Raw genomic sequence first — 25859 nt, forward strand, 5'->3', positions numbered from 1 at the left:
CTGCGGTGAAATCGCGCTCTTACGTATACTTGCGCCATGGATATCTACGAATTACTGGCTCTCGCCCTGTTGGCGGGCGGCATCTGGCTCTGGCTCGACACCCTCAAGGCGCGGGAAGTCGGCGTTCGTGCCGTGCAGCAGGCCTGCGCCGACGAGGGCTTGCAGTTCCTCGACGAAACGGTCGTCGGGCGTTCATTCAGCCTGGCCCGCGACGACGACGGTCAGCTCAAGCTGCGTCGCGTCTATGCCTTCGAATACAGCGATACCGGCAATGATCGCAGCGCCGGCAGCGTGACCTTGCTCGGCAGCCAGGTCGAGTTCCTGCATCTCCGCCCCCACCTCTACGTGGTGCCCAAGGCACCGGAAAAAAATGAAACCTTCCATTGAAGCAATTGAATTTCACGGCATCGAAGCCTTTCGCCTGAATGGCCCGCGTGGCTCCAGCGCGATCATCAGCAAGCTCGGCGCGCAGGTTCTGTCCTGGGTGACGCCGGATGGCCGGGAACATCTCTTCCTTTCCGACCAGGCCGTATTCGACGGCAGCGTCGCCATCCGTGGCGGCATCCCGGTCTGTTTTCCGCAGTTTTCCAATTTGGGCAATTTGCCCAAGCATGGCTTTGTCCGGACTCGCCCATGGTCGGTGAGCACCGAACGTTGCGGCGACGATTTCGCGCTGATTACGCTGGAAATAGCCGATGACGAAGCGACGCGCGCCCTCTGGCCGCATCCCTTCCAGGCGGAAATCACGCTGATGCTCGAAGCCGATCGCATCGACGTCGAGTTCTGCGTGACCAACACCGGTGGCGTGCCGTTCAGCTTCACCGGCGCATTGCATTCCTATCTGCGCCTGGTTCAGGTCGAGGATGCCGCGCTCGAGGGGCTTTCCGGCCATGCCTACCGCGACGCGGCGAATGGCGACCGGATGGTCTTCGACAGCGCGGCCGAACTGCTCGTCGAGGATGTCGTCGATCGCGTCTACTACGACGTCAATAAGCCGCAAATTCTGCGCGCCGCGAATCTCAGCCTGGCTATCCAGGCGCAAGGCTTTCCCGACGTCGTGGTGTGGAATCCGTGGGTCGAACTGTGCGCCGGGATGAGCGACATGCCTGCCGACGGCTGGCGCCACATGCTCTGTGTCGAGGCGGCGATTGCCCAGCACCCGATCACGCTGCCGGCCGGCGAGGAATGGTACGGGCGGCAGACGCTGGTCGCCATCTGAGCGGTCGGCCAGTCGGCCGGCCGTAAATTGTCGTAAAGCCGACGTGCGCTTGTTTGCCAAGCCATTGATTGTCTGGCGGTTTGGTATGGTCTTGCTCTTGCTTGCCTGCAGGTATGGAGAACGCACACCACATCCCGCTTTCTGGAGAGCCGAAGCCGGCCAGCATGCCGCCGATACCGGATGGCTTGCTGGCCGGCTTCGCCGCCCGCGAACTGGCCAAAGGCTGCCTGTTCTCGACGCCCTCGGGCGGGCGGGATCAGGTTTTCGTCGTCGGCAGCGGACGCTTGCGGGTCTATCTGGCCGGCGAGAGTCGCGAACTCAGCCTGAGCTATCTCGAACCGGGCGATATCTACACCACCCATACGCCGACCTATGTCGAGGCGGTTCTGCCGACGACGCTCTGGGTGATGCCAACCGCCGCCTTCGCCCGCCGCTTGGCGGTCGATCCCTCGGTCACGCCGGTCATGATGCGGGTGCTCGGCCGCCTGCTGGCGAATGCCGTCAACCTGATCGAGGATCTCGCCTTCCGCGAAGTACCGGCGCGCCTCGCCCGCTTCCTGCTCGGTCTGGCCAATCGGCGTGGCCAGATGACCGACGACGGCTGGTTGATTCCGCTCGATCTCGGCATGGAGGATATCGCCAGCCTGCTCGGCACGACCCGGCAGACGGTGTCTTCGCTGATCAATCAATGGGAGCGCGAAGGCATCCTGGAGCGCCGGGGCCGGCGGGCGTTGCGCGTCCGTTCGCTGGCCGCGCTGGCCGTGCACTGTCCCGCTAGTGTCGGCCAGCCGACGGACATGGCCGGCGCCGGTCGCTAAAGTCCGGCCATGTTTCATTCAAGGATAGATCATGGAAGCGAATCGGACTTTGCCAGCGGACTGCGGTTGCCAGCGGAAGACAGACCGTTACATCAGCTTTGACGGACTGGACTGCGACGGCAACGCCCGCCGGGTCATGGCCTGCATCGAACGCAACATGCAGGCGGCCGGCCAGGCCCAGCCGTTCTGGACTTATTTCATGGCCAAGCGCCAGCCGCGGAGCGGGCCGGTGCCGGACGATCTGTTTCTCGTCCATTCCCATATCAACCAGATTCGCGAGTTTTTCGAGGAGTGCGCTGACGAAGCCGCGCTGGCTTTGCTGACGCAGGTCGAAGAGGAGTGCTGCTGAACTTTCCGGCCGGCTGACTGGCCTGGCAGCCGGGTAATCAGGCGTGGCTCGGTTGCCAGTTGCTGGCGACGCGGTTGCGCCCGGTCTGCTTGGCCCGGTACAGCCAGGCGTCGGCATCGTGGATCAGTTTGTCGAGCGATTCGTGATCGCCGAGTTGGGCGATGCCGAAACTGGCCGATAGCCTGAATCCTTGACCGGCCGAGCCGAATTTCAAGCATTCGATTTCGCCGCGCAGCCGCTCGGCCAGCTGGCAAGCCTGGGCGGCATCGGTTTCCGGCAGCAGCAGAACGAATTCCTCGCCTCCCCAGCGAGCGGCGATGTCGCCGCTGCGGCAGGCGGCGGCGAGCAGCCGCGAGATTTCGGCGAGCACCTTGTCGCCCATCGCATGACCATAGCCGTCGTTGATTTCCTTGAAATGGTCGATGTCGGCCATCAGCACCGACAAGTGGCGGTTGCTGCGCAAGGCCGTACTCCAGACCGGCCCGGCATGCTCGAAGAAAGCGCGGCGGTTGAGCAGGCCGGTCAGCGGGTCAGTGCTGGCCAGTTGCTCGGCTTGCTGGCGGGCCTGCTGGTGCTGGCGCATCCGATAGGCGAGGGCAAGGGCGAGCAGAATGCCTTCAATGACGACCCCCCAGCCCGCGGCATGGAAGGAGATCGAGGTATAGGGCAGGCCGTGCCAGACCGCCAGGGCGGTGACCGAGGTGCCGAGCATCGTGGTCAGCGCCGCGGCGAGAAAGTAGCGGCCGGCAATCCGTCCATGTCGGATGGTGATAATCCCGAGCCAGACCATGACCACCGAAAACAGCAAAACGAACAGAAAGGCGACGAGCACGGTGTCCTGCTGGCGTTGCATGGCGACCGTCGAGAAAATCAGGATCAGCCCGAGCGTGACCTGCCAATGCACCAGCCGACGGGCGACCGGAGCGTGCTGGCGCAGATTCAGGAAGCCGCTGGCGAAGCGCAGGCCGAAACAACTGAAGATCACCATCAGCAGCGGGATGGCGTATTGCTGGAAAGAGGTTTGCTGGGGCCACAGCCAGACGTAGGCATGGCCGGTGTAACCCAGGTGGAGCAACACGAAGCTGCCGAGATAAAGCGTGTAGTCGAGATAGCTGCGTTCGCGCAGGCCGATGAAGAGCATCGCGTTGTAGGCGATCAGGGCGAGCAGGAAGCCGTAAAGCACGCCGTAGCCGTAGTCGTACTGGAGCTGCAAGGCTTCTGCCTGGGCGGTATCGAGTAGCCGGACGGGGACGACCAGCGGATCGGGCGTCGCTACCCGGAGAAAAATATCGCTGCGCCCGGGCGGCAAGGTGAGATCGAAAACATAGCCGAGTCCGGCGAGCGGCGAGCGGTGCGCGGTGTTGGCATCGCCGGCGATCGATTGGGCTACCAGCTGGTTGCCGTGCACCTGATAGAGCTCGATACGGTCGAGCCAGGAAATCTCGATCTCCAGCCGGCGCTTGGCCGGGAGTGCTTGATTGTTGCCGACGGCAAGATGCAGCCAGACCGGCTTGGCGGCAATGCCGAACTTGGCGACGTCGCTGTCGCCCGGCTGAAAGGCGCCCTGGCGTTGTTGCTGAAGGGCCTCCTTGATGCTCAACGGCGGGCCGCTTTCGATCAGGATGTTCATCCAGCGCCCGAGCGGTTCGGTCGGCAAGGTCTCGAGCGGATGAACCTGGGCCTGGGCACCGTGCATCAGCAGCAGCCAGAACAGCGCCAGCCAGCCGGCCCAGGACAGGACCGGCCGGGCTTGAGGTTGGCGTTGCGGCGAAGTTTGAACGATGGCGTCCGACATGGTATGCAGGATAACGTCCTAATCCGCGGTACGACACCATTTTTTGCCGCCCGGCCGGCGCCGTTTTGATCTGCGTTAGGGCGCCGCCGGCGGCCTTCAGCTAGTCTGGGCCGATTCGACTCGAACGACTGTTGCCATGGCGCTGCATCCCCAACCGCTCACTCTTTACAGCCTGCGCCACGCCCTTGCCGTCGGCTGGCGGATGACCATGGCGACGCGGGCCGTCGCTGTCACCTTTTCGCTGGTGTTTGTGCTGGCCGGGGCGGTGATCATCGGTGGTCTGCTGGCCCAGGGCTTGCTGCCCTTCGTGATTGTTGCCGCAGGGGCCTTCATGCTGCTCGGGCCGGTCATCCTGGCTGGATTCTTCGGTATTGCCCAAGCTTTCGAAGGCGATGGCCAAGTGCGGCCGGCTGCCGTGCTCGCCGGATTCAGTACGGCACCGGCTGCGCTCTGGGTGCTGGCCCTGGTCTGCGGCTTGTTGTTCATGATCTTCGTCACCGATGCGACCATTCTCTATGCCTACATGCTCGGCCAGTCCCCAGTATGGCTGACCGACCTCGTGCCGTTCGCCGATGACCTGTTGCGGTTCGTCAAATGGGCGGCGGTGTCGGGTTTCGTCGTGGCGTTGATGCTGTTCTGCGTTTCGGCATTCTCGGTACCCTTGCTCTGCGAGCGTCGGGCCGGTCTGGTCGAGGCGGTGGCGCTCAGCGTGCGGATCGTTTTCGCCAATTTTCCGCTCGCCATGCTGTGGGCCGCTGTGCTGGCCTGCGTCATCATCGGCAGCATCCTGCTGCTGCCGGTGCTGTCCTTGACCCTGCCGTGGCTGGCCTTTGCCAGCCGGGCGCTCTACCGCCAGGTGTTGCCGGGCGCCTGAGATCTACGGTTGCTTCGCGGGCCGGGCGCCGTCAGCCGGGGTGGCGACGGTATAATTGCGACCTTTCCGTTTTCGCCCAGCCTACCGTGACCCAGCTCGACCAGGAAATCTTCCGCCGCCGTACCTTCGCCATCATTTCCCACCCCGATGCCGGTAAAACCACGCTGACCGAAAAACTGCTGTGGTTCGGCGGCGCCATCCAGGTGGCCGGCGAGGTCCGGGCACGCAAGGCTTCGCGCCACGCGACCTCGGACTGGATGGAACTGGAAAAGCAGCGCGGCATCTCGGTGACCTCGTCGGTGATGCAGTTCCCGTACCGCGAATGCATGATCAACCTGCTCGACACGCCGGGCCATGAGGACTTCTCGGAAGACACCTACCGGACGTTGACCGCCGTCGACTCGGCAACCATGGTCATCGACTCGGTGAATGGCGTCGAAGCGCAGACGATCAAGCTGCTCAACGTCTGCCGCATGCGCGACACGCCGATCCTGACCTTCATCAACAAGCTTGACCGCGAAGGCAAGGAGCCGATCGACCTGCTCGACGAAATCGAGTCGGTGCTCGGCATCCAGTGCGCTCCAATGACCTGGCCGATCGGCATGGGCAAGCGTTTTCGCGGCGTCTATCACCTCTACGACGACGCCATCAGCTTCTTCGACCCGCAGGCCGAAAAGGGCACGGCCGAGATCATCCAGGGCCTCGACAATCCGCGCCTCGATGAGCTGATCGGCTCGCAGGCCGACGAATTGCGCACCGACATCGAACTGGTGCGCGGCGCTTCGCATGCCTTCGATGCCGACGCCTATCTGTCGGGCAAGCAGTCGCCGGTGTTCTTCGGTTCGGCGGTCAATAACTTCGGCGTGCAGAGCCTGCTCGACGCCGTCGTCGATCTGTCGCCGGCGCCGATCGCCCGGCCGGCGGTGTCGCGCAGCGTCGAACCGAACGAGCCGAAATTTTCCGGTTTCGTGTTCAAGATCCAGGCCAACATGGACCCCAAGCACCGCGACCGCATCGCTTTCCTGCGCGTCTGCTCGGGCCGCTTCGAGCGCGGCATGAAAATAAAGCAGGGGGCCGGCGGCAAGTTCCTCTCGGTCAACAACGCCATCACCTTCATGGCCCGCGACCGCTCGACCACCGACGAAGCCTGGCCGGGCGACATTATCGGCATTCCGAACCACGGCACCATCCGCCTCGGCGAAACCTTCACCGAAGGCGAAGACCTGCGCTTCACCGGCATTCCGTCCTTCGCGCCGGAACACTTCCGCCTGGCACGCATCGCCAACCCGCTGAAGATCAAGCAGTTGCAGAAAGGCTTGCAGCAACTGGCCGAGGAGGGCGCGACCCAGTTGTTCCGGCCGATGTCCGGCAACGACCTGATTCTCGGCGCGGTCGGCACGCTGCAGTTCGACGTGGTGGCCAGCCGGCTGGAACATGAATACGGCGTCCAGGTCATTTTCGAGAGCTACAACTGTTCGACGGCACGCTGGATTCACGGCGACCCGCTCGAACTGCGCCAGCTGTCGGAACGTTACAGCGCCAACGTCGCCCTTGATGGGGCCGACGACCCGGTCTATCTGGCGCCGAACAATGTCTACCTGAACATGGTCAAAGAGAAATATCCCAATCTGCGCTTCGTCGAGGCGCGCGAGGTGATCTGACCATGACTGTCCGGGTCCAGGAAGCCGATTTCGACCTCGGTGTCGAGCTTGCCGCGCTGCGCGCCGGCGACGCCCGGGTCGGCGCGCTGGCCAGCTTTGTCGGACTGGTGCGCGACATCAACGCTGGGGCCGGCGTTTCGGAAATGACCCTGGAGCACTACCCGGGCATGACCGAGAAGGCGCTCGAGGAAATCCTCGTCGAGGCACGAAGCCGCTGGGCGCTCTACGACGCGCTGGTCATCCACCGCGTCGGTCCGCTCAAGCCCTGCGACCAGATCGTCCTGGTCGCCGTGACTAGCGCGCACCGTGGCGAAGCCTTCGCCGCCTGCGAATTCATCATGGACTACCTGAAGACCCGCGCCCCGTTCTGGAAGCGCGAAGTCACACCGGATGGCGCGCACTGGGTCGATGCCCGTGAGAGCGACGACAGCGCGGCGGCGCGCTGGCAGAATCCGCCGCTGGCCGACTGACGGGCTCCGGCGCCTACGCAACGGCCCTGGTCAGTTCGGCAATCCGCGTCCGCAGGACATCGAGGCTGAGCGGTTTGTGCAGAACGACGATCTGTTTCCTGGCCATGCGGCGAATCACTTGCGGATCGGTATCGCCGGTAATGATCAGCGCCGGCAACTGGCTGCCGAAATTCTTGCGTAGCGTCGCTATGACGTTGAAGCCATCTTCGTTCCCGGCCAGCCGATAGTCGGAAATGATCAGGTTCGGCGGATTCCCGCCGAGGCGAGCCAATAGTTCGCCGCCGGAGGGCGCTGAAATGACCTGGTGGCCGATTTCGGCCAAGGCGTAGGTCAGTGCCTTGACCAGTTCGGCATTGTCGTCGACCACGCCGATCGTCAAGGGAACATGCGGCTCTTGCCCCGGGGGCGCCGGCTTGGCTGCTTCGCCCAGCGGCAACTCGACGGCGAATACGGAGCCTTTGCCGAGGCGTGAACAGAGGTTGATTTGCAGCCCCAGCAAGCTGGCCATCTTGGTGACGATCGCCAGCCCCAGGCCACTTCCCTTGGTGCTGTTGCGCTCCCGGTTGTCGAGTTGCTTGAATTCCTCAAAAATCTCGCCTGTCTTGTCGGCCGGAATGCCTATGCCGGTATCCCAGACCTCTAGCCACATTTTTCCCTGGCGCCGCTTGCAGCCGATCAGGACGCCGCCCTGCGCGGTGTAGCGGATGGCGTTATCGACCAGGTTTCCGACAATGCGCTGGAACAGTACCGGATCGGTGCGCCCGGTCAGGCCGAAGCGGGTATGGCGCAATTTGAGTCCTTTGGCCCGGGCTTCGGGGCCGTAGGAGGAAACCACCCGTTTGAGCAAGGCGTCGAGTTCGAAATCGCAGACTTTCGGGATGACCACGCCGGCTTCGAGTTTCGACAGGTCGAGCAGGTGCGAGAGCATTTCGCTCAGTGTCGCGGCACAATTCTTCATGCCGCTGACCAGTTGTTGGTCGCTCGCGCCCAGTTTGTGTTCAAGCGCGGCAATGTAGAGCGCCAGTCCAGCCAGCGGTTGCCGCAGGTCGTGACTGGCGGCCGCGAGGAAGCGCGATTTGGCGCAATTGGCCCGCTCGGCATCGGCCATGGCCTGTTTCAGCGAGGTTTCCGTTTGCTTGGTGGCGGTGATGTCCGTCAGCAGGAGGCGATACTCCTGTCCCGTTTCATCGCGAATGGCTTTGACTTGTATGACCCGGGCCGGCTGCTCTTCCAGCGACGGTATGGTGATCTCGCTGACTTGTTTGGTCGGGCTGGCCCATACGGCGTTGAGGAATCCGGCGAAAGTCGGCCGACTGGCTTCGTCGATGAACAGCGCGAAACTCTTGTTGACCAGTTTCGAACGGCCCAGGCCGAGCAGGCGGGCGCCGGCCAGATTGATCTGTTGAATCTTGCCGTCGCGGCTCAGTGTCACATAGCCGATTGGTGCGAAATCGTAGAGGTCGGTGTACCGCGCCAGGGCAGCTTCGGCTTGATTGTAGCTTTCGCGCAATGCCTCGTTCTGCATTTCCAGTTCGATTTTATGCACGCGCAGTTCGTGCAGCAGCGCCGAAACGTTGCTTGTGCCATCTTCTGTTTCTTGCTCATCCTTTGTCGCGCGCTCTTCTGCCAGGCGGCGCAGCGCCAGTGACCTTGCGGCAATGTCCGGATTTTTTTTCATGGCATTTCGTCCTTCTTCACCCCCGGTCCTTGCTCGCCGTACTCTTCTTCTTCACCCGGTGCAGCTTGCCGGCAAGTGGCAATTCCGGGTGGGCGATGCAGGCTTGTTCAGTGTGGTTTGCTTTGCTTTTTTTCCACCATCCAGCGTGCTTTGTTGAGGATTTCTCCAGCCCGGCAACTCGATCGGACTCCCTTGGTTAGCCTCTGGTTACAGGTGCGGGGTGCGGCAATCGATTGGTACCGTCCGGGTCGGGTTATTGTCCATCGATTGCATATTTTGCAGCAAAGGGCCTGAGGCCGGGCAGTTTTTATGACATTGACCCAAGGCAAGGCCTACTCGGGCTATCCTGGACGCGCCAAAAAAATCGGGGGGCATTCCCGGATTGGATCCGGAAATGCCCCCCCTGGCAGTGAAGACGCCAGAATCAGGTTTTGAACTGGGCGACAGCCTGGTGCAGCGATACCGAGAGCGATTGCAGGTGGCGGGCAGCTTCGGCCGTGTGTTTGACGGCGACCGCGCTTTCTTCCGACATCTGGGCGATGGTTTCCAGTTTTTGGGCAATATCGCTGCCTGCCGTGCTTTGCTCGCGGATCGAGTCGGAAATTCCGTTGACCACGCGCGTTACCTGTTCGGCTCCGTCACGGATGCGATTGATCGAATCGCCCGCCTGGTTCGCCAACTCGACGCCATTGCTGACCTGGACGACGCCGGCCTGCATGCTGGCCACCGCGCTGCGGGTGCCGCTCTGGATCTTGGAGACCATCGTGGCAATTTCGGTGGTCGACAAGCTGGTTCGTTCGGCCAGCTTGCGCACTTCGTCGGCGACCACTGCGAAGCCGCGCCCCTGTTCGCCGGCCCGGGCCGCCTCAATGGCCGCATTCAGGGCCAGCAGGTTGGTCTGGTCGGCAATTTCCTTGATGGTATTGACTATCGAGGTGATCTGGTCGGACTGGCGGCCAAGATCCTCAACGATTTCCGAGGAGGACTGAACCGCTTCGGAAATCTTGCGCATTTCGGTCGCCGCGCCATGAATGATGCCGGCGCCTTGCTGGGAAATGGTGCCGGATTCCTGTGAAATGCTGTGGGCTTCCTGCGCGTTGTCCCGCACCTGGTCGATGCTGACCGACATTTCCTCGACCGAGGCCGCCATCGAGGAGGCCGCATCGCTTTGCTGGCGGGCCCGGTCGGCCACCGACTCGGAGGCATGCAGCAACTGGCTGGCAGCGCTGGCCACCTGCTCGGCGTTGCCGGTGATGGTGCCAATCATGCTGCGCAGCGTGTCCTGCATCGTACTGATGTTGGCCAGCAGGCTGGTGGTGTCGCCTGGTTCGCAATTGATCGGGGTCGCCAGATCGCCGCTGGCGATGCGCTGGGTGATGCTGGATGCGACAACGGGGTCGCCACCCAGCGTCTTGATGATGTTGCGCGACAGCAGCAGCAGGGAAATCGAGATGAAGCCGCCGATGCCCAGCCCCCAGAGCACCAAGGTGATGGCATCGGTACGGAACTTGGCATCGACGTCATCGATATAGATACCCGAGCCGATCACCCAGCCCCATGGCTGGAAACCCGATACGAAGGAAATCTTCGGAACGCCTTCGTCGGAACCCGGCTTGGGCCAGAGATAGTCCACGAAGCCCGAGCCTTGCGACTTGACCATCGCATTGAATTCCAGAAAGAAGAATTTTCCGTTCTTGTCTTTCAATTGATCCAGTTTTTTGCCGTCGAGGTCCGGCTTGATCGGATGCATGACCATCAGGTCATTCATGTCGTTAATCCAGAAGTACTCGTTCTTGTCGTAGCGCATTGCCCTGACGGCATCGAGGGCAGCTTTTTTCGCGTCTTCGACGCTAATTCGACCTTCACGTGCTTCTTTCTCGAAGTGGCCGACCGTCGTTTGGGCAACCTCGACGAGATTGCGGACCTTGTCCTTGCGGTCGCCCAGCATCTGGCTCTTGCCATTGATCAGGAGAACGGCAAACAGCACGATCAGTGCCACGATTGTTGCCGTCGTCATGGCGACAAGCTTGCCGCGCAAGGTAAATCCTTCGGTGTTCATTGTCTTGCCCCCAGAAATGCAGTATCGCTAAAGTGGATATTTATAGCTCTTGCCACTTTTCAAGAATACTATTTTTTCCACAAGCTGTTTCGAGTGTTTGAATCGAATCCCGGTCGCGGTTGAAAATTTCCGATCCGTCCTCATCTACCGGGTATCAAAAATTTGCCCAGGAGGACAGTCAGATGCGACTCGATAAATTAACCACCAAATTCCAGCAGGCGCTGTCCGATGCCCAGAGTCTGGCCATCGGCGGCGACCAGCAGTTCATTGAACCGCAACATCTGCTGCTCGCCCTGATCAATCAGGACGATGGCGGCACGACCTCGTTGCTGGCCCGCGCAGGGGTCAATGTCCCGGCCTTGCGCAACGATCTGGAAGGTGCGCTGAAGCGTCTGCCGCAGGTTTCCGGCCATGGTGGCGAGGTGTCGATCGGCCGCGATCTGACCAATCTGCTCAATCTGACCGACAAGGAAGCGCAAAAGCGCGGCGACGAGTTCATCGCCAGCGAAATGTTCCTGCTCGCCCTGTGTGAGGACAAGAACGAAACCGGTCGCCTGGCCAAGCAGCACGGCGTCAGCCGCAAAGCGCTGGAGGCGGCGATCATGGCCGTGCGCGGCGGGCAGGGCGTCGATTCGCAGGAGGCCGAAGGCCAGCGCGAAGCCCTGAAGAAATACTGCATCGACCTAACCGAGCGCGCCGCCCAAGGCAAGCTCGACCCGGTGATCGGCCGCGACGACGAGATCCGCCGGGCCATCCAGATCCTGCAACGGCGGACCAAGAACAACCCGGTACTGATCGGCGAGCCGGGGGTCGGCAAGACGGCGATCGTCGAAGGTCTGGCCCAGCGCATCATCAACGATGAAGTGCCGGAAACCCTGAAGGGCAAGAAGGTTCTGGTCCTCGACATGGCCGGCCTGCTGGCCGGCGCCAAGTACCGCGGCGAATTCGAGGAACGCCTCAAGGCGGTGCTTAAGGAAGTCTCGCAGGACGAAGGCCGGATCATCCTGTTCATCGACGAACTGCATACCATGGTCGGGGCCGGCAAGGCCGAGGGTGCCATCGACGCCGGCAACATGCTGAAGCCGGCCCTGGCGCGTGGCGAACTGCACTGCATCGGCGCGACGACGCTCAACGAATACCGCAAGTACATCGAGAAGGATGCGGCGCTCGAACGCCGTTTCCAGAAAGTGCTGGTCGAGGAGCCGAGCGTCGAAAGCACCATCGCCATCCTGCGCGGTCTGCAGGAGAAGTACGAACTGCACCACGGCGTCGATATCACCGACCCGGCCATCGTCGCGGCCGCCGAGTTGAGCCATCGCTACATCACCGACCGTTTCCTGCCCGACAAGGCGATCGACCTGATCGACGAAGCCGCCGCCAAGATCAAAATGGAAATCGACTCCAAGCCGGAATCGATGGACAAGCTCGACCGTCGCATCATCCAGCTGAAGATCGAGCGCGAAGCGGTCAAGAAGGAAAAGGATGAAGCGTCGAAGAAGCGTTTCGGGCTGATCGAGGACGAAATCGCCAAGCTGTCCAAGGATTATTCCGATCTGGAAGAAGTCTGGAAGGCCGAAAAGGCCCAGGTTCAGGGTTCCGCCCATATCAAGGAAGAAATCGACAAGCTCAAGGCCGATCTCGCCAAACTGCAGCGTGAAGGCAAACTCGACAAGGTGGCCGAACTGCAATACGGCAAGCTGCCGCAACTCGAAGCCCAGTTGAAGGTGGCCGAGAAGGCCGGTGACGGCGAGCAAAAAAAGAACAAGCTGCTGCGCACCCAGGTCGGGGCCGAGGAAATCGCCGAGGTGGTCAGCCGGGCGACCGGCATCCCGGTCAGCAAGATGATGCAGGGCGAACGCGAAAAACTGTTGCATATGGAAGAACGGCTGCACAAGCGGGTGGTCGGCCAGGACGAGGCTGTCCGGCTGGTCGGCGACGCCATTCGTCGCTCACGGGCCGGTCTGTCCGATCCGAACCGGCCGTATGGCTCCTTCCTCTTCCTCGGCCCGACCGGCGTCGGCAAGACCGAACTGTGCAAGGCGCTGGCCGAGTTCATGTTCGATGCCGAGGATCACCTGATCCGCATCGACATGAGCGAGTTCATGGAGAAGCACTCGGTCGCCCGCCTGATCGGCGCGCCGCCGGGTTACGTCGGCTACGAAGAGGGCGGTTACCTGACCGAGGCGGTGCGCCGCAAGCCGTACAGCGTGATTCTGCTCGACGAGGTCGAAAAGGCGCACCCGGATGTCTTCAACGTGCTGCTGCAGGTCCTGGACGATGGCCGGATGACCGATGGCCAGGGGCGTACTGTCGATTTCAAGAACACGGTGATCGTGATGACCTCCAACCTCGGTAGCCAGATGATCCAGCAGATGGCCGGCGACGACTACGGGGTGATCAAGGTGGCGGTGATGGGTGAGGTCAAGAGCTACTTCCGGCCGGAGTTCATCAACCGGATCGATGAAGTGGTGGTCTTCCATGCCCTCGACGAAAAGCACATCGCCGGCATCGCGAAGATCCAGCTCGGCTATCTCGAAAAGCGGCTGGCTCAGCTCGACATGGGCATTGTCGTCGACGACAGCGCGCTGGTCGAACTGGCCCAGGCCGGTTTCGACCCGGTGTTCGGGGCGCGGCCGTTGAAGCGGGCGATCCAGCAACAGATCGAGAATCCGCTGGCCAAGGCCATCCTGGAAGGGAAGTTCGCCGCCAAGGACACGATACGCGTCGCCTGCGAAAACGGCATCATGCGATTCAGCAAGGCTTGATCGCCTGACGTTGAAATGAAAATGGCGGAACCGCAGGGGGCCGCCATTTTTTTGGCTGGAAGAGCTTAGCAGTTGCCCTTCTTGGCCTGGCCCGGCGGGCAGTGGCCGCCACCCTGATGGGGGACGCCCTTGTTGCCCCGGCCGGTGTAGTATTTTTCGCCGCGCGGGCCGTTATGCTGTCGCCAGTAGTCTTGATCGCGCCAGTCGTAGCCGTCCCAGTAATAGCCACGGTCGTTGCGGCTGCCGAAGGTGATGGTGGCGCCGGGGGTCTGGACGCGAACACTGCCGATATCGACATTGATATCGACGGCATGGGCAAAGAGTGGTGAAGCGGCTAGCAGCGCAGCCAGAAGAAGTTTTTTCATTCGCAATTTCCTCGAAAAAAACGTGCAGGTGGATCACCTCATGCATGAATGGCGGATTATCGTTCGAATCAACCCTGTCGGAATGTAAAAAATGTCGGATGACCTGAAACGTTGGCAAATCGAGCGCCATGCCGAGTTGAGCTCGCCGGACAGTTGGCTTGGACTAGTCGGCCTGTTCTGGCTGCAGCCGGGCCGCAATCCGGTCGGCCGCGCGGCGACGGCAACGGTTGTCTTGCCCCACGGCCCCGAGCTGCTCGGCGATTTGTCCTGGGCGGACGGGCGTGTCGTCTGGCAGCCCGCTGGTGGCCCGGAAGTGGCGTTGGCGACCGATCGGCATGGCGCGCCGACAATAGTCGATTTTGAAAATCTGTCATTTTTCGTCGTTGATCGCGATGGCCAGTTGGCCGTCCGCCTCAGGGACCGCAACTGGGCCGCCAAAGCGCCTTTCGCTGGCCTCGACTATTTTCCGTTCGACCGTAGCTGGCAGATCGTCGCGGCATGGCAGGCAATCGATCCGCCGCTGACCATGGAGGTGCCGAACGTCAGCGGCGAGCTGAAAACGGTCAGCGTGGCACATCGCGCCGTTTTCGAGCTGGCCGGCCAGATGGTCAGCTTGTTGCCGATGGCGGTTAGTGACCAGGAGGTGTTCTTTGTCTTTCGCGATCGCAGCAGTGGCCGGGAAACGTATGGCGCCGGGCGCTTCCTGAAAACGTCTGGTCCGCTCGATGGCAAACTGACCCTCGATTTCAATCGTGCCTACAATCCGCCCTGTGCTTTTACACCTTTTGCCACCTGCCCGCTGCCACCGCCCGAGAACTGGTTGCCGTTTGCCGTCCCGGCGGGCGAGAAAAAATGGTTAAAGCCGGCATAGGCCGATCGTCTGGCCAACGAGTGTGTTGTCGCGTACCGACATCCGCCGGGCTTTTGCTGTAGTGTGTCAGGGCCGCTTGAGTAACGCTCAGGAGGAAACCCTTCCACTTTTTCCGGTTGCCTTCCGATGATCGAACCCCTACTGCTCTCTGCCGCGCGTGTCTGCACGTTCGAGCGACAACGACTGCTCACCAACGCTAGTGGCCTGTTCTTCGAGCGTGATGGACGCCTGTTTGTGGTGACCAGCCGCCACGTGATGTATGACAAGCCGAGCAAGCATTTTCCCGACCGCATCGAGGTCGAGCTGCATATCGACCCCGACAATATGGCCAAGTCGATCGGTTTCTCGATTCCGCTGTATCGCAACGGCAAAGGCATTTGGCGCCAGGGACTCGACACGTCCGGCGAGATCGATGTGGCGGTGATCGAGATCGAACGTTCGGCGCTGCCGCCGACTGCCGTTTACCGGGCTTTCACGCCGCAGCATCTGATCGGTCCGAACGATCCGGTCGAGATCGGTTCGTCCTTGCTGGTCGTTGGTTTTCCGCTCGGCTTTCACGACACGCTGCACCATATGCCGGTCGTTCGGCATGCCGTGCTGGCCTCGTCATTCGGCCTGCGTTTCCAGGGCGAGGGCTATTTCCTGACCGATGCGCGAACGCACCGGGGAACCAGTGGGGCGCCGGTCGTCATGCGCGTTCCCGGCAACGATCAGAAGGGGCTTGGCGATCTGCCGTGGATGTTGCTCGGCATCCATTCGTCACGCCTCGATGTCGGTACGCGCGACCTCAAGCTCGACGAGGCGCTTGGCCTGAACTGCGCCTGGTACGCCGACATCCTGATGACGCTGACCAAGCAATGATGACGCGTCGCCATGCCCGCTGCTGCGGGGTGGCGACGGGGAGCCGGGTTAGCGGGTAATCAGCGGATAAACGGCTTCGCTGGCGTGTTTCTTGACCTGTTTGACCGCTTTCTTTTCCTTCGGGGTCAACGCCGGCTGTTTCTTCACTTCCTTGGTGCTGTGTTTGGTCTTGCCCATGATCTTGCTCCTTGGTGCGTCGACAAATGCGGCGTCGTTTCAGTATAGGCCGATGCGCCAGGAAGACCAGCGCCGCCATTGAATCAGGCAGCGCTGCTTCGCCGCCTGCCTTTTGGCCGGCTCAGGCTTGGTCGAGGACGGTCGCCAGCGCCGCGGCGAAATTGTTCACGGTGCGCTCCGGGTTATGCAGTTTGTCCAGACCGAACAGGCCGACCCGGAAGGTCCGGAAAGTGTCCGGTTCGTCGCATTGCAGCGGAACGCCGGCGGCGGTCTGCAGGCCGGCGGCGAGGAATTTCTTGCCCGACTGGATGTCCGGATCGGTGGTGTAGCTAACGACCACGCCGGGGGCCTGGAAGCCTTCGGCGGCGACGCTGGGGAAGCCCTTGGCGACGAGCAGCTGGCGGATGCGGCGGCCGAGTTCCCATTGTTCCTGGCAGACCTTGGCGAAACCGTAGGCTTCGGTTTCCAGCATGACGTCGCGCAAAGTGGCCAAGGCGTCGGTCGGCATGGTCGCGTGGTAAGCGTGGCTGCCGTTCTCGAAGACCTCCATGATCGCCAGCCACTTTTTCAGATCGCAGGCAAAACTGCTGCTGGTTGTCGCGTCGATGCGTGCCCGGGCGCGTTCGCCGAGCGCGATCAGCGCTGCGCAAGGTGGGGCGCTCCAGCCTTTTTGCGGGGCGCTGATCAGCAGATCGACATGGTTGGCCGCCATGTCGACCCAGATCGTGCCGGAGGCCACGCAATCGAGCACGAACAGGCCATCCACCGCCTGCACGGCGGCACCGACGGCGCGCAGATAGTCGTCGGGCAAGATCATGCCGGAGGCGGTTTCGACATGCGGGGCAAAGACGACGTCCGGCTTGTGGGCGTGGATGGCGGCGACCACCTCTTCGATCGGCACCGGGGCGAACGGCGCCTGGGCGCCCATGCCGACCTGGCGGGCCTTGAGGACGATGCTCTCCGAGGGAATCTGGCCGACCTCGAAAATTTGCGTCCAGCGGAAGCTGAACCAGCCGTTGCGGATGACAAGGACTTTCTTGCCAGTCGCGAACTGGCGGGCCACCGCCTCCATGCCGAAAGTGCCGCTGCCGGGCACGATCACCGCCGACCTGGCGTTATAGACTTTTTTCAGGATCCGCGAGATGTCGGTCATCACCCCCTGAAAGCGTTGCGACATGTGATTCAGGGCGCGGTCGGTATAGACCACCGAGTATTCGAGCAGGCCTTGGGGATCGGGTTGGGGTAGCAGGGCGGGCACGTTGTCTCTCCGTTTGATTGTTCGATCACGCAGCTGGCGCGTGGCGGCCAGCATAAACCGAAGCGATGACGGCACGCTAGTCGATGGCGGCGGCGGAGTGGGCAAGCTTGTAGCCTTTTCGCGGCCGAGGCATATTCTTGAGGTCTGGCAAACAGCGGCGAGGCAAGATCATGGCAACGAATCTTCGCGGATCAATCCGGCAAGCCTGTCGGCGCGACGAAGCGCTCTGCGTCGCCGCTCTGGTCGATGAGCAGGAGAAGATTCCTGGTGATCAGCCCGCCATTCAGGCGCTGGCGCGCCAACTGGTCGAAGCGGTGCGCCGACAGCGCAGCCGGGCGAGTGGGGTCGACCACCTGATGCAGGAATTTGCGCTGTCCAGCCAGGAAGGCGTCGCCTTGATGTGTCTGGCAGAAGCGCTGTTGCGCATTCCCGACAGTGCGACGGTGGACCGCCTGATCCGCGACAAGATAAGCCATGGCGACTGGCGATCGCACCTGGGCGGCAGTTCGTCGCTGTTCGTCAATGCCGCGACCTGGGGCATGCTGCTCACCGGCCAGTTGCTCGCCAGCCAGCCGCATGGCGAACTGGGCGAGGCGCTGAGCCGCTTGTTGCGGCGGGGCGGCGAACCGCTGATTCGGAAAAGCATCAATTTCGCCATGCGTCTGCTCGGTCAGCAGTTCGTGCTCGGCGAGAGCATTGCCGCGGCGCTGCAGCGCAGTATCGACAACGAACGGCGCGGTTACACCCATTCCTTCGACATGCTCGGCGAAGCGGCGCTGACTGCAGACGATGCCGAAAATTACTGCCGCGCCTATCAGACGGCGATCGAAGCCATCGGTCAGGCCAGCGGCGGGCGGGGCGTGCACGCCGGACCGGGGATTTCGGTGAAGTTGTCGGCGCTGCATCCGCGTTATGGGCGCAGCCAGCGCGAACGGGTGATGGCCGAACTGCTGCCGCGTCTGAAGGGCTTGATGCTGCTCGCCCGGCACTACGGTATCGGCTTCAACATCGACGCCGAAGAGGCCGAGCGACTGGAGCTTTCCCTCGATCTGCTCGAAGCGCTGGCCGCCGATCCCGAGCTGGCCGACTGGCCCGGCCTCGGCTTCGTCGTTCAGGCCTATCAGAAACGCTGTCCCTTCGTCATCGACTGGCTGGTCGATCTGGCCCGGAGCAGCGGCCGGCGCCTGATGGTGCGCCTGGTCAAGGGGGCCTATTGGGACAGCGAGATCAAGCGTGCCCAGGTCGACGGTCTGGCCGATTACCCGGTTTATACGCGCAAGGCTCATACCGACCTGGCCTATCTGGTGTGCGCCCGCCGCCTGCTCGCTGCACCGGATGCGATCTATCCACAATTCGCCACGCACAATGCCCAGACGCTGGCCAGCATCGTGTTGATGGCTGGTGACCGCGGTGTCGAGGACTACGAATTCCAATGCCTGCACGGCATGGGCGAACCCTTGTACGACAAGGTGGTGGGGCCGGCTGGACTGGGCCGCCGTTGCCGCATCTATGCACCGGTCGGCAGCCACCGGACGCTGTTGCCCTATCTGGTTCGCCGGTTGCTCGAGAACGGGGCGAACAGTTCCTTCGTCCATCGCCTCGTCGACCCGACGGTGTCGATCGATGAACTGGTCGAAGATCCGTTGCAGCAAGTTCGCCGCACCGGCCCGACGCGTCACCCGAAGATTCCGCTGCCGGCCGAGCTGTATGGGAACGGTCGGGTCAATTCGGCCGGCGTCGATCTGGCCGATGAAGCAAGCATCGCCGGGCTGGCAAAGGCCCTGGCCGCGCTTGCCGACAAACGCTGGTCGGCTGCGCCGCTGGTCACTGGCGCAAGCAGCAGCCAGGCGTGTGCCGATCTGCCGGTGCGCAACCCGGCGGATCGCCACGATGTCGTCGGTCACGTGATCGAGGCCGATGCGGCAACCGTCGAGCAGGCCTTGTCCAATGCCGCGGTCGCTGCCCCGCGCTGGGCGCAGACGCCGCCCGCCGCGCGTGCCGCAGCGCTGTGGCGCGCCGCCGATCTGTTCGAGGCCAATCGCGTGCCCTTGATCAGCCTGGCCATCCGCGAAGCCGGCAAAACCTGGGGTAATGCCCTGGCCGAGGTGCGCGAGGCCGTCGATTTCTGTCGTTACTACGGCCAACAGTTGCTGGCGGGCCATTTTTCGGTGGCCGGCGAGCCGCCCGGCCCGGCGGTTTGCATCAGCCCGTGGAATTTTCCGTTGGCCATTTTTGTCGGCGAAGTCAGTGCCGCCCTGGCTGCCGGTAGCCCGGTTCTCGCCAAGCCGGCCGAGCAGACGCCGCTGATTGCCGGCTTCGCCATCGAACTGCTGCATCAGGCGGGCATTCCGCTCGACGTGCTGCAGTTTCTGCCTGGCCGGGGCGAAACGGTCGGGGCGATACTGACCGCCGACCAACGGGTCCGTTCGGTGGTCTTTACCGGGTCAACCGAGGTGGCGCGCTTGATCAACCAGAGCATCGCCAACCGCCCCGGCGTCCGGCTGATTGCCGAGACCGGCGGCCTGAATGCGATGATCGTCGATTCCTCGGCGCTGCCCGAGCAGGTCGTCCAGGATGTCCTGGTCTCCGGCTTCGACAGCGCCGGCCAGCGCTGTTCGGCGCTACGCGTCCTGTGCCTGCAGCACGATATCGCCGGGCGCGTAATGGGCCAACTGCAGGCCGCCATGCAGCAGCTCACGATTGGCAATCCGCTGCATCTGGCCACCGATATCGGGCCGGTTATCGATGATCCGGCACGGCGGGCCTTGCTCAGCCACATCGCCCGGATGCGCAGTATCGGCCGACCGGTCTTCGACTTGCCGCTGCCGGCCGACTGCCTCGCTGGCAGCTTCGTGTCGCCGACGTTGATCGAGATCGATTCGCTGGCCGATCTGCCCGGCGAAGTCTTCGGGCCGGTCGTCCATGTGCTGCGTTTTGCCGGCCAGCAACTCGATGCCCTGCTTGACGCGATCAATGCCAGCGGCTACGGGCTGACGCTCGGCGTGCATAGCCGGATCGACGCGGCGGTGCAGTCGATCGGCATCCAGTCTAGGGTCGGCAACATCTACGTCAATCGCAACATGGTCGGGGCGGTGGTCGGCGTCCAGCCCTTCGGCGGCGAGGGCTTGTCGGGCACCGGGCCGAAGGCCGGCGGACCGCTCTATCTGCATCGGCTGGCGGGCAGTCTGCAGGTCGCCCCGGCCGAGATCGGCGGCCGTTCCGTCGCCGGCGATTCGGCGCTCGATTGCCTGAGCGAATGGCTGATGGTGGCCGGTCATCCCGAGTTGGCTTCGCTGTGCGCCGAATACGCCGCCTTGACGCTGCGCCACACCCGGCTTGACTTGCCCGGCCCGACCGGGGAGCGGAACACGGTGCATTTCGCGCCGCGCGGCGTGTTGTTGTGCCTGGCCGATCAGGAACAAGCCTTGCTCGGCCAGATCGCCGCGGTGCAGGCTACCGGCAACACGGTTGGCGTGCTGGACACGGCTTATTGCCGAAAGCTGCTGGCCGGTTTGCCGGCTGCACTCGCCAAGGATATTCGGTGGCGCCAGCCCGGCGATTTTCGTGGCATCGCGGGGGTGTTGTTGGCTGGAACGGGGCCCGATGAAAGCGGCTTGCGCCAGCGTTTGGCAAGTCAGCCGGGGGCGCTGATTGCCGTCTATCGGGCGGACGATCGTCAGCGGTACCCGTTATTCCGGATGTTGAGCGAACGCGTTGTCAGTGTGAATACGACGGCGGCTGGTGGCAATGCGACCTTGATGAGCCTGGGCGGCTGAGCGGAGAACGCGATGGACAGCCGAGCCGCCTTCCTGCTTTTTCCGCGAAAAGCTAGGGTCTCGCCTTCAGAGGCTGATGACGACTTTCTGGTACAGCCCGCCAAACGACGTGGATTTGGCTAGCGCAACGAGCGCTGAGTCGGCGGGCAGGTAAGTCGCGATTTCCTGCTCCCAGAGATCCAGTGCGAATGGCTCAAGGGCCTTCAGCACGCCGGTCATCAGATAACGCAGCGGGTTGCCGGGGCTCGGCTTGTGGTAATCGACAATGACGATCTTGCCGCCCGGCCGGGTAACGCGCAGCGCTTCGGCCAGCGTCGCCCGGCGCACCGCTGCCGGTTGCTCGTGCAGCAGAAAGAACAGCAGTGTTGCGTCAAAGCTGGCATCGGCAAAGTGCAGGGCGCTGGCGTCCTGCTGATGCAGGTGGATGCGCGGGTCGGGCGGCAGTTTGCGGCGCAGGTTGGCGAGCTGGATCGGCGCGACATCGACGACGTCGAGCGTGCCTTGCGCGCCGAGTCGGGCGGCAATGCGCTGGGTGAAGTCGCCATAGACGCAGGCGATCTGCAGGATGCGCTGATTGATCGCGGTGCCGAATTCGGCCAGCGCCGCATCGCGCAGGCGACTGAAGTTGCCCCACAGGATCAGGTTGACCAGCCACTGGCGCTCAAAGAGGCGGACGCCGTTGGGGTGCAGATAAGCCCACCAGTAAACGTCCTGTAGATAATCGGGAATGGCCGGTGGGGCCGGCGTCGCTCCCGGTGGTTGTTCGAGAGGCAAATGGGCAGCAAGGGATGGAGCACTGGGGGGCATGGCAGGAATGTTTCGCGGATCGCCAATTCAGATGAAATGAAAATGGATGACAGCTCTGCAACCGTGGCCGTGATCCTGCGGGCGCTCCTTCCCTCCGTCGGGTCGCTGCTCGTCTTGGCGCGGCTGGTGGCCGGTTGGCAGCGTCACCTTGGCGTAACTTACACCGTCGCCCGGCATTAGGCCAGTTGCCGCCGCCTCAAGTAAGCCTCTGACAGGCCGTAAACAAACTTGCAAGCAGTTACTTTTGGAGGTGTGCGATGAACGTCATCTATAGCAGCGATCACTTCTGGGTCCTCGCCTACCCCGCGCAACAGGGGTTCGAGTTGCTCGACAAGGAATACATGCGCACGCTCTTTCTGCAAGGAGCCTCAGCCTGGCACTTCCGGCATGCGATGGAAGCGATTCCGGAAAATGAGCGCGACGACGAAAGTATCGACGCCTTCCTCGACGCCTATTGCACCGATGCCGCCCGGCCCATCGTCATCCATTGACGTGCTAGAATCGCGGCATTGTCTTGATTAGCCTTGGGAAAACAGCCAAATGGGTGACGTAAATACGAGCTACGTGTCGGATCACACGAAGTGGATCAACGAACAACTGGAAAAGAACCCGGCCTGGGTCGAAGATCAGAAAGTCGGTCGCGCCCTGTGGTGGGACAAGAAGCAGGATGTCGATAGCAGCCTGCGCAATGCCGAGTCCAAGGTGGCACAGAAGCCGTATCCGTACGACGTGAATTTCTTCGGCGAATAATCGCCAAACGGATTCCGAACCCGATAAAAAAGCCGATCATGTTGATCGGCTTTTTTCTTGCCTTCGCCAGGCCGGGCCTGGCGAAAATCCTGCTCAAGTACCGGTCAGCGGCTTGACGACGCGTTTGACGGCGGTGTCTTCCGGGTGCGGGTGGATGGTGAAGCCAAGGCTGGTCATCAGGCGGAACATCTTGCTGTTGGTCGACAACACGTCGCCGACCACGGCGCGATAGCCCTTCATCCGGGCGCACTCGATCAGTGCCGTCATCAGCTTGCGGCCGACGCCGGACTTCTGGAAGTTGTCGCCGACGGCCAGCGCGAACTCGACCGATTCGCCATCCGGATTGCCGACATAACGCGCGACGCCGATCTGGGTTTCCTTGCCTTCATCGTTGGTCATCGTCGCAACTAGCGCCATTTCGCGGTCGTAGTCGATCTGGGTGAAGCGGACCAGCATGGTCTGGGTCAGTTCACGCAGCGTATCCATGAAGCGGTAGTAGCGTGATTCGTCGGACATGTTCTTGACGAATTCCTGCTCCAGGTCGGCGTCTTCCGGACGGATCGGGCGGATGGTGACGACCTTGCCATCGTTCATCTGCCATTCCTGGATCAGATGCACCGGGTAGGGATAGATGGCCATATGGGCGTAGCGGTCGCCACTGGCATTGGCCGCATGGTCGATGACGATCCGGGCGTCGGCGGCGATTGCGCCGTTTTCGTCCACGATCAGCGGGTTGAGGTCCATTTCCATGATCCACGGCAGTTCGCAGACCATTTCGGAGATGCAGAGCAGGACTTCCTTGATCGCCTCGCGGTCGACCGGCGGCATGTTGTGGAATTGATCGAGGATCTTCGAGGCGCGCGTCGAGTCGATCAGGTCCTTGGCCAGGAACTTGTTGAGCGGCGGCAGGGCGACCGAGCGGTCGCTGAAGATTTCGACATCGAAGCCACCGGCACCAAAGGTGATCACCGGCCCGAAAATGGGGTCGCGGAAGACGCCGATCATCAGCTCGCGACCATTCGGATGCGACAGGAAGGGTTCGATCGAGACGCCGTTGATCTTGATGTTCGGATGGCGCTTCTGCACGGTCTCGATAATGTCGTGATAGGCATTACGGACGGCCGGCGCGTTGCCGATATTCAGCCGGACACCGCCGGCATCGGACTTGTGCTGGAGCTCCGGCGAGTCGACTTTCATCGCCACCGGGAAACCGATCTGTTCGGCCAGCAGCAACGCTTCCGTTGCCGTGCGGGCGACCATGGTCTGGGCGACCGGCACCTTGAAGGCGCGCAGGATGGCCTTCGATTCCATCTCGGAGAGCACCTTGCGCCGTTCGGCGAGCAGGGCCTCGATCAGCATCTTGGCCCCTTCGGCTTCCGGCCGGCCGTGCTGGCGGGTCGGTTCCGGCGTTTGCAGCAGCAGCTTCTGGTTGCGGTAGTACTTGGAAATGTGGTGGAACAGCTCGATCGCGGTTTCCGGCATGCGGAAGGCCGGGATGCCGGCATCTTCGAGCAGCTTGCGCGAACTGGCGACCTGTTCTTCACCCATCCAGCAACAGATGATCGAGCGGTTCAGTTTGTCGGCCACTTCGATGATCGCCTGGGCGACGCCCATCGGGTCGGTCATCGCCTGCGGTGAAAGCATCACCAGCGTGCTGTCGACGTTCGGATCGTGGGTGACCGCCAGGATGGCGTCGCGGTAGCGCTCCGGCGTGGCATCCCCGCCAATGTCGATGGGGTTGCTGTGTGACCAGCTGGTCGGCATCGTCTTGTTGAGTACGGCCATCGTCTCGTTCGACAGCTCTGCCAGCGGGATGCCCAGATCGCCGGCCCGGTCGGCCGCCATGGCGCCCGGTCCGCCGCCGTTGGTAATGATGGCCAGACGGTTGCCGAGCGGGCGGAACTTGGAAGCGAGCGCTTTAGCCGCATAGAACAGCTGGCCGACGTTCTGGACGCGGACGACGCCAGCGCGGCGCACGGCGGCATCAAAGACAGTGTCGGAGACGGCGGCCATGCCGGAGTGCGTCGCGGTGGCCATGGCGCCCGCTTCGTGCCGGCCGGCCTTGAGCAGGATGATCGGCTTGATGCGCGCGGCGGAACGCAGGGCGCTCATGAAGCGGCGGGCGTTGCGAATGCCTTCGACGTACATCAGGATGTAGTGGGTACGGCTGTCGTAAATCAGGTAGTCGAGGATTTCGCCGAAATCGACGTCGGCCGTCATGCCGATCGAGATGACCGACGAGAAGCCCACCTGATTCGACTTGGCCCAGTCGAGTACGGCCGAACACATCGCGCCGGATTGCGAGACGAGGGCGAGATTGCCCGGGGCGGCTGTCGTTTTGGTGAACGTCGCGTTCAGGCCCAGTTCCGGGCGGATGATGCCGAGGCAGTTGGGGCCGAGGATACGCACGTTGTAGGAGCGGGCGATTTCCAGCACCTTGCGCTCGAGCGCTGCGCCGATATGGCCAGCTTCGGAAAAGCCGGCGGAAATGACGATGACGTTGCGTACGCCGCTCCGGCCGCATTGCTCGATCAACTGCGGCACGGTCTGCGGGCGGGTGGCAATCACCGCCATTTCGACGCGGGCGCCGATTTCCTCGATCGACTTGTAGGCCGGCTGGCCTTGAATCGTTTCGTGCTTGGGATTGATGGCGTACAGCCGGCCCTTGTAGCCCGAGCTGAGGATGTTCTTGAATATGATGTTGCCGACCGAGTTTTCGCGGTCGGAGGCGCCGATTACAGCAACCGATTTCGGTTCGAAAAGCGAGGTTAGATAGTGCTGTTCCAACATGTCGAGCCTCTATTACAATGTTATTGTGCAGTGCACAATTCTAACATAAAGCGCCAAATATTAGCCTTGAAAATCGTAGGGTTAAGGCTGTTCGGCGAGCTGGCTGGCGATCAGCAAGGGCTGGCTGAGAGCGCGATGAATAGGGCATTTGTTGGCGATGTCGAGCATCCGCTGACGCTGCTCGGCGCTCAGGTCGCCCTCCAGCGTGATGGTCCGGTTGATCCGGTCGCGCAGGCTGCCATCGATTTCCAGTTTTTCATGACTCAGGGTCACGCTGATCCTGAGCACCGGCAGTTCTTTGCGCTCGGCATACATGCGCAAGGTCATCGAGGTACAACTGCCGAGGGCCGCCATCAACAGATCGAAGGGCGCCGGGCCGGCATCGGCACCGCCGACGCTTTCCGGTTCGTCGGCGAGCAGATGGTGCTGGCCGGCGATGACTTCCTGCTGGTATCTTCCCTTACCATTTTCCGCTACGACGACGATGCCCGACATAACTGGTTCCATCAAAGAAAT

The 25859-nt window shown here is 62.4% G+C and carries 22 protein-coding genes; 13 read left to right on the forward strand and 9 right to left on the reverse strand.

What is annotated here, in order from left to right:
* Positions 1 to 36 precede the first annotated feature (36 nt).
* From ACLIKD_RS06005 to cowN, 4 genes are all read left to right on the forward strand, one after another.
* On the forward strand, positions 37 to 387 hold the full coding sequence (locus tag ACLIKD_RS06005; RefSeq protein ID WP_226419400.1) for a DUF3301 domain-containing protein: 351 nt from the start codon (positions 37 to 39) through the stop codon (positions 385 to 387).
* Positions 371 to 1219: a D-hexose-6-phosphate mutarotase gene (locus tag ACLIKD_RS06010; protein ID WP_428827573.1), complete on the forward strand. Its 849-nt coding sequence runs from the start codon at positions 371 to 373 to the stop codon at positions 1217 to 1219. Before ACLIKD_RS06005 ends, ACLIKD_RS06010 begins: the two co-directional genes overlap by 17 nt.
* Positions 1220 to 1383: 164 nt before the next feature.
* On the forward strand, positions 1384 to 2037 hold the full coding sequence (locus ACLIKD_RS06015) for a Crp/Fnr family transcriptional regulator (RefSeq protein WP_428827574.1): 654 nt from the start codon (positions 1384 to 1386) through the stop codon (positions 2035 to 2037).
* 31 nt (positions 2038 to 2068) lie between these two features.
* Positions 2069 to 2386 carry a N(2)-fixation sustaining protein CowN gene (gene cowN, locus ACLIKD_RS06020; protein WP_226473011.1) on the forward strand — a complete coding sequence of 106 codons (318 nt, stop codon included), beginning with the start codon at positions 2069 to 2071 and terminating at the stop codon, positions 2384 to 2386.
* A 37-nt stretch (positions 2387 to 2423) separates the two neighbouring features.
* On the opposite strand, the gene ACLIKD_RS06025 is transcribed toward cowN, so the two are convergent.
* Positions 2424 to 4181 carry a diguanylate cyclase gene (locus ACLIKD_RS06025; protein WP_428827575.1) on the reverse strand — a complete coding sequence of 586 codons (1758 nt, stop codon included), beginning with the start codon at positions 4179 to 4181 and terminating at the stop codon, positions 2424 to 2426.
* A 136-nt stretch (positions 4182 to 4317) separates the two neighbouring features.
* Between ACLIKD_RS06025 and ACLIKD_RS06030 the strand changes: the two genes are divergently transcribed.
* The 3 genes from ACLIKD_RS06030 (at position 4318) to moaE (ending at position 7186) form a co-directional block, all read left to right on the forward strand.
* A complete protein-coding gene (locus ACLIKD_RS06030; RefSeq protein WP_428827576.1) occupies positions 4318 to 5055 on the forward strand; it encodes a DUF2189 domain-containing protein in 738 nt (245 codons plus the stop codon).
* Positions 5056 to 5141: 86 nt separating this feature from the next.
* On the forward strand, positions 5142 to 6716 hold the full coding sequence (locus ACLIKD_RS06035) for a peptide chain release factor 3 (RefSeq protein ID WP_226419406.1): 1575 nt from the start codon (positions 5142 to 5144) through the stop codon (positions 6714 to 6716).
* 2 nt (positions 6717 to 6718) lie between these two features.
* Entirely contained in the window at positions 6719 to 7186 is a 468-nt protein-coding gene (gene moaE, locus ACLIKD_RS06040) for a molybdopterin synthase catalytic subunit MoaE (protein WP_428827577.1), read from the forward strand.
* Positions 7187 to 7199: 13 nt separating this feature from the next.
* On the opposite strand, the gene ACLIKD_RS06045 is transcribed toward moaE, so the two are convergent.
* Together ACLIKD_RS06045 and ACLIKD_RS06050 are read right to left on the reverse strand one after the other, a co-directional pair.
* Positions 7200 to 8864, reverse strand: a complete 1665-nt coding sequence (locus ACLIKD_RS06045; RefSeq protein ID WP_428827578.1) for a hybrid sensor histidine kinase/response regulator — start codon at positions 8862 to 8864, stop codon at positions 7200 to 7202.
* Positions 8865 to 9288: 424 nt separating this feature from the next.
* Positions 9289 to 10923 carry a methyl-accepting chemotaxis protein gene (locus tag ACLIKD_RS06050; protein WP_428827579.1) on the reverse strand — a complete coding sequence of 545 codons (1635 nt, stop codon included), beginning with the start codon at positions 10921 to 10923 and terminating at the stop codon, positions 9289 to 9291.
* Between the two features lie 182 nt (positions 10924 to 11105).
* On the opposite strand from ACLIKD_RS06050, the gene clpB reads away from it, so the two are divergent.
* Positions 11106 to 13688, forward strand: a complete 2583-nt coding sequence (gene clpB / locus ACLIKD_RS06055) for an ATP-dependent chaperone ClpB (RefSeq protein ID WP_428827580.1) — start codon at positions 11106 to 11108, stop codon at positions 13686 to 13688.
* A gap of 65 nt (positions 13689 to 13753) precedes the next feature.
* On the opposite strand, the gene ACLIKD_RS06060 is transcribed toward clpB, so the two are convergent.
* Complete coding sequence (locus ACLIKD_RS06060) at positions 13754 to 14053, reverse strand: DUF2502 domain-containing protein (protein ID WP_226473018.1); 300 nt, start codon at positions 14051 to 14053, stop codon at positions 13754 to 13756.
* A 91-nt stretch (positions 14054 to 14144) separates the two neighbouring features.
* Here ACLIKD_RS06060 and ACLIKD_RS06065 point away from each other — a divergent pair, with 91 nt between their 5' ends.
* Both ACLIKD_RS06065 and ACLIKD_RS06070 read left to right on the forward strand, forming a co-directional pair.
* Positions 14145 to 14924 carry a DUF1684 domain-containing protein gene (locus ACLIKD_RS06065; RefSeq protein WP_428827581.1) on the forward strand — a complete coding sequence of 260 codons (780 nt, stop codon included), beginning with the start codon at positions 14145 to 14147 and terminating at the stop codon, positions 14922 to 14924.
* 126 nt (positions 14925 to 15050) lie between these two features.
* On the forward strand, positions 15051 to 15785 hold the full coding sequence (locus ACLIKD_RS06070) for a S1 family peptidase (RefSeq protein WP_428827582.1): 735 nt from the start codon (positions 15051 to 15053) through the stop codon (positions 15783 to 15785).
* Positions 15786 to 15833: 48 nt separating this feature from the next.
* Here ACLIKD_RS06070 and ACLIKD_RS06075 read toward each other — a convergent pair whose 3' ends face one another.
* Positions 15834 to 15962 carry a hypothetical protein gene (locus tag ACLIKD_RS06075; protein ID WP_428827583.1) on the reverse strand — a complete coding sequence of 43 codons (129 nt, stop codon included), beginning with the start codon at positions 15960 to 15962 and terminating at the stop codon, positions 15834 to 15836.
* A 121-nt stretch (positions 15963 to 16083) separates the two neighbouring features.
* On the reverse strand, positions 16084 to 17220 hold the full coding sequence (locus ACLIKD_RS06080) for an alanine--glyoxylate aminotransferase family protein (RefSeq protein WP_428827584.1): 1137 nt from the start codon (positions 17218 to 17220) through the stop codon (positions 16084 to 16086).
* A 170-nt stretch (positions 17221 to 17390) separates the two neighbouring features.
* On the opposite strand from ACLIKD_RS06080, the gene putA reads away from it, so the two are divergent.
* On the forward strand, positions 17391 to 20996 hold the full coding sequence (gene putA, locus ACLIKD_RS06085; RefSeq protein WP_428827585.1) for a bifunctional proline dehydrogenase/L-glutamate gamma-semialdehyde dehydrogenase PutA: 3606 nt from the start codon (positions 17391 to 17393) through the stop codon (positions 20994 to 20996).
* A gap of 66 nt (positions 20997 to 21062) precedes the next feature.
* Here the strand turns inward: putA and rquA are convergent, their stop codons facing one another.
* Entirely contained in the window at positions 21063 to 21803 is a 741-nt protein-coding gene (rquA, locus tag ACLIKD_RS06090) for a rhodoquinone biosynthesis methyltransferase RquA (protein ID WP_428827586.1), read from the reverse strand.
* Between the two features lie 257 nt (positions 21804 to 22060).
* Here rquA and ACLIKD_RS06095 point away from each other — a divergent pair, with 257 nt between their 5' ends.
* Positions 22061 to 22294 (forward strand): DUF3567 family protein, encoded by a 234-nt coding sequence (locus ACLIKD_RS06095; RefSeq protein ID WP_226419417.1) that lies wholly within the window; start codon positions 22061 to 22063, stop codon positions 22292 to 22294.
* Positions 22295 to 22343: 49 nt separating this feature from the next.
* Complete coding sequence (locus tag ACLIKD_RS06100) at positions 22344 to 22553, forward strand: DUF3460 family protein (RefSeq protein WP_428827587.1); 210 nt, start codon at positions 22344 to 22346, stop codon at positions 22551 to 22553.
* Positions 22554 to 22646: 93 nt separating this feature from the next.
* On the opposite strand, the gene ACLIKD_RS06105 is transcribed toward ACLIKD_RS06100, so the two are convergent.
* Both ACLIKD_RS06105 and ACLIKD_RS06110 read right to left on the reverse strand, forming a co-directional pair.
* Positions 22647 to 25343: a bifunctional acetate--CoA ligase family protein/GNAT family N-acetyltransferase gene (locus ACLIKD_RS06105; protein ID WP_226419419.1), complete on the reverse strand. Its 2697-nt coding sequence runs from the start codon at positions 25341 to 25343 to the stop codon at positions 22647 to 22649.
* 81 nt (positions 25344 to 25424) lie between these two features.
* Positions 25425 to 25838: an OsmC family protein gene (locus tag ACLIKD_RS06110; RefSeq protein ID WP_428827588.1), complete on the reverse strand. Its 414-nt coding sequence runs from the start codon at positions 25836 to 25838 to the stop codon at positions 25425 to 25427.
* Positions 25839 to 25859 lie beyond the last annotated feature (21 nt).

It is taken from the genome of Azonexus sp. IMCC34842 (assembly GCF_050368855.1).
GTDB lineage: Bacteria > Pseudomonadota > Gammaproteobacteria > Burkholderiales > Rhodocyclaceae > Azonexus > Azonexus denitrificans_A.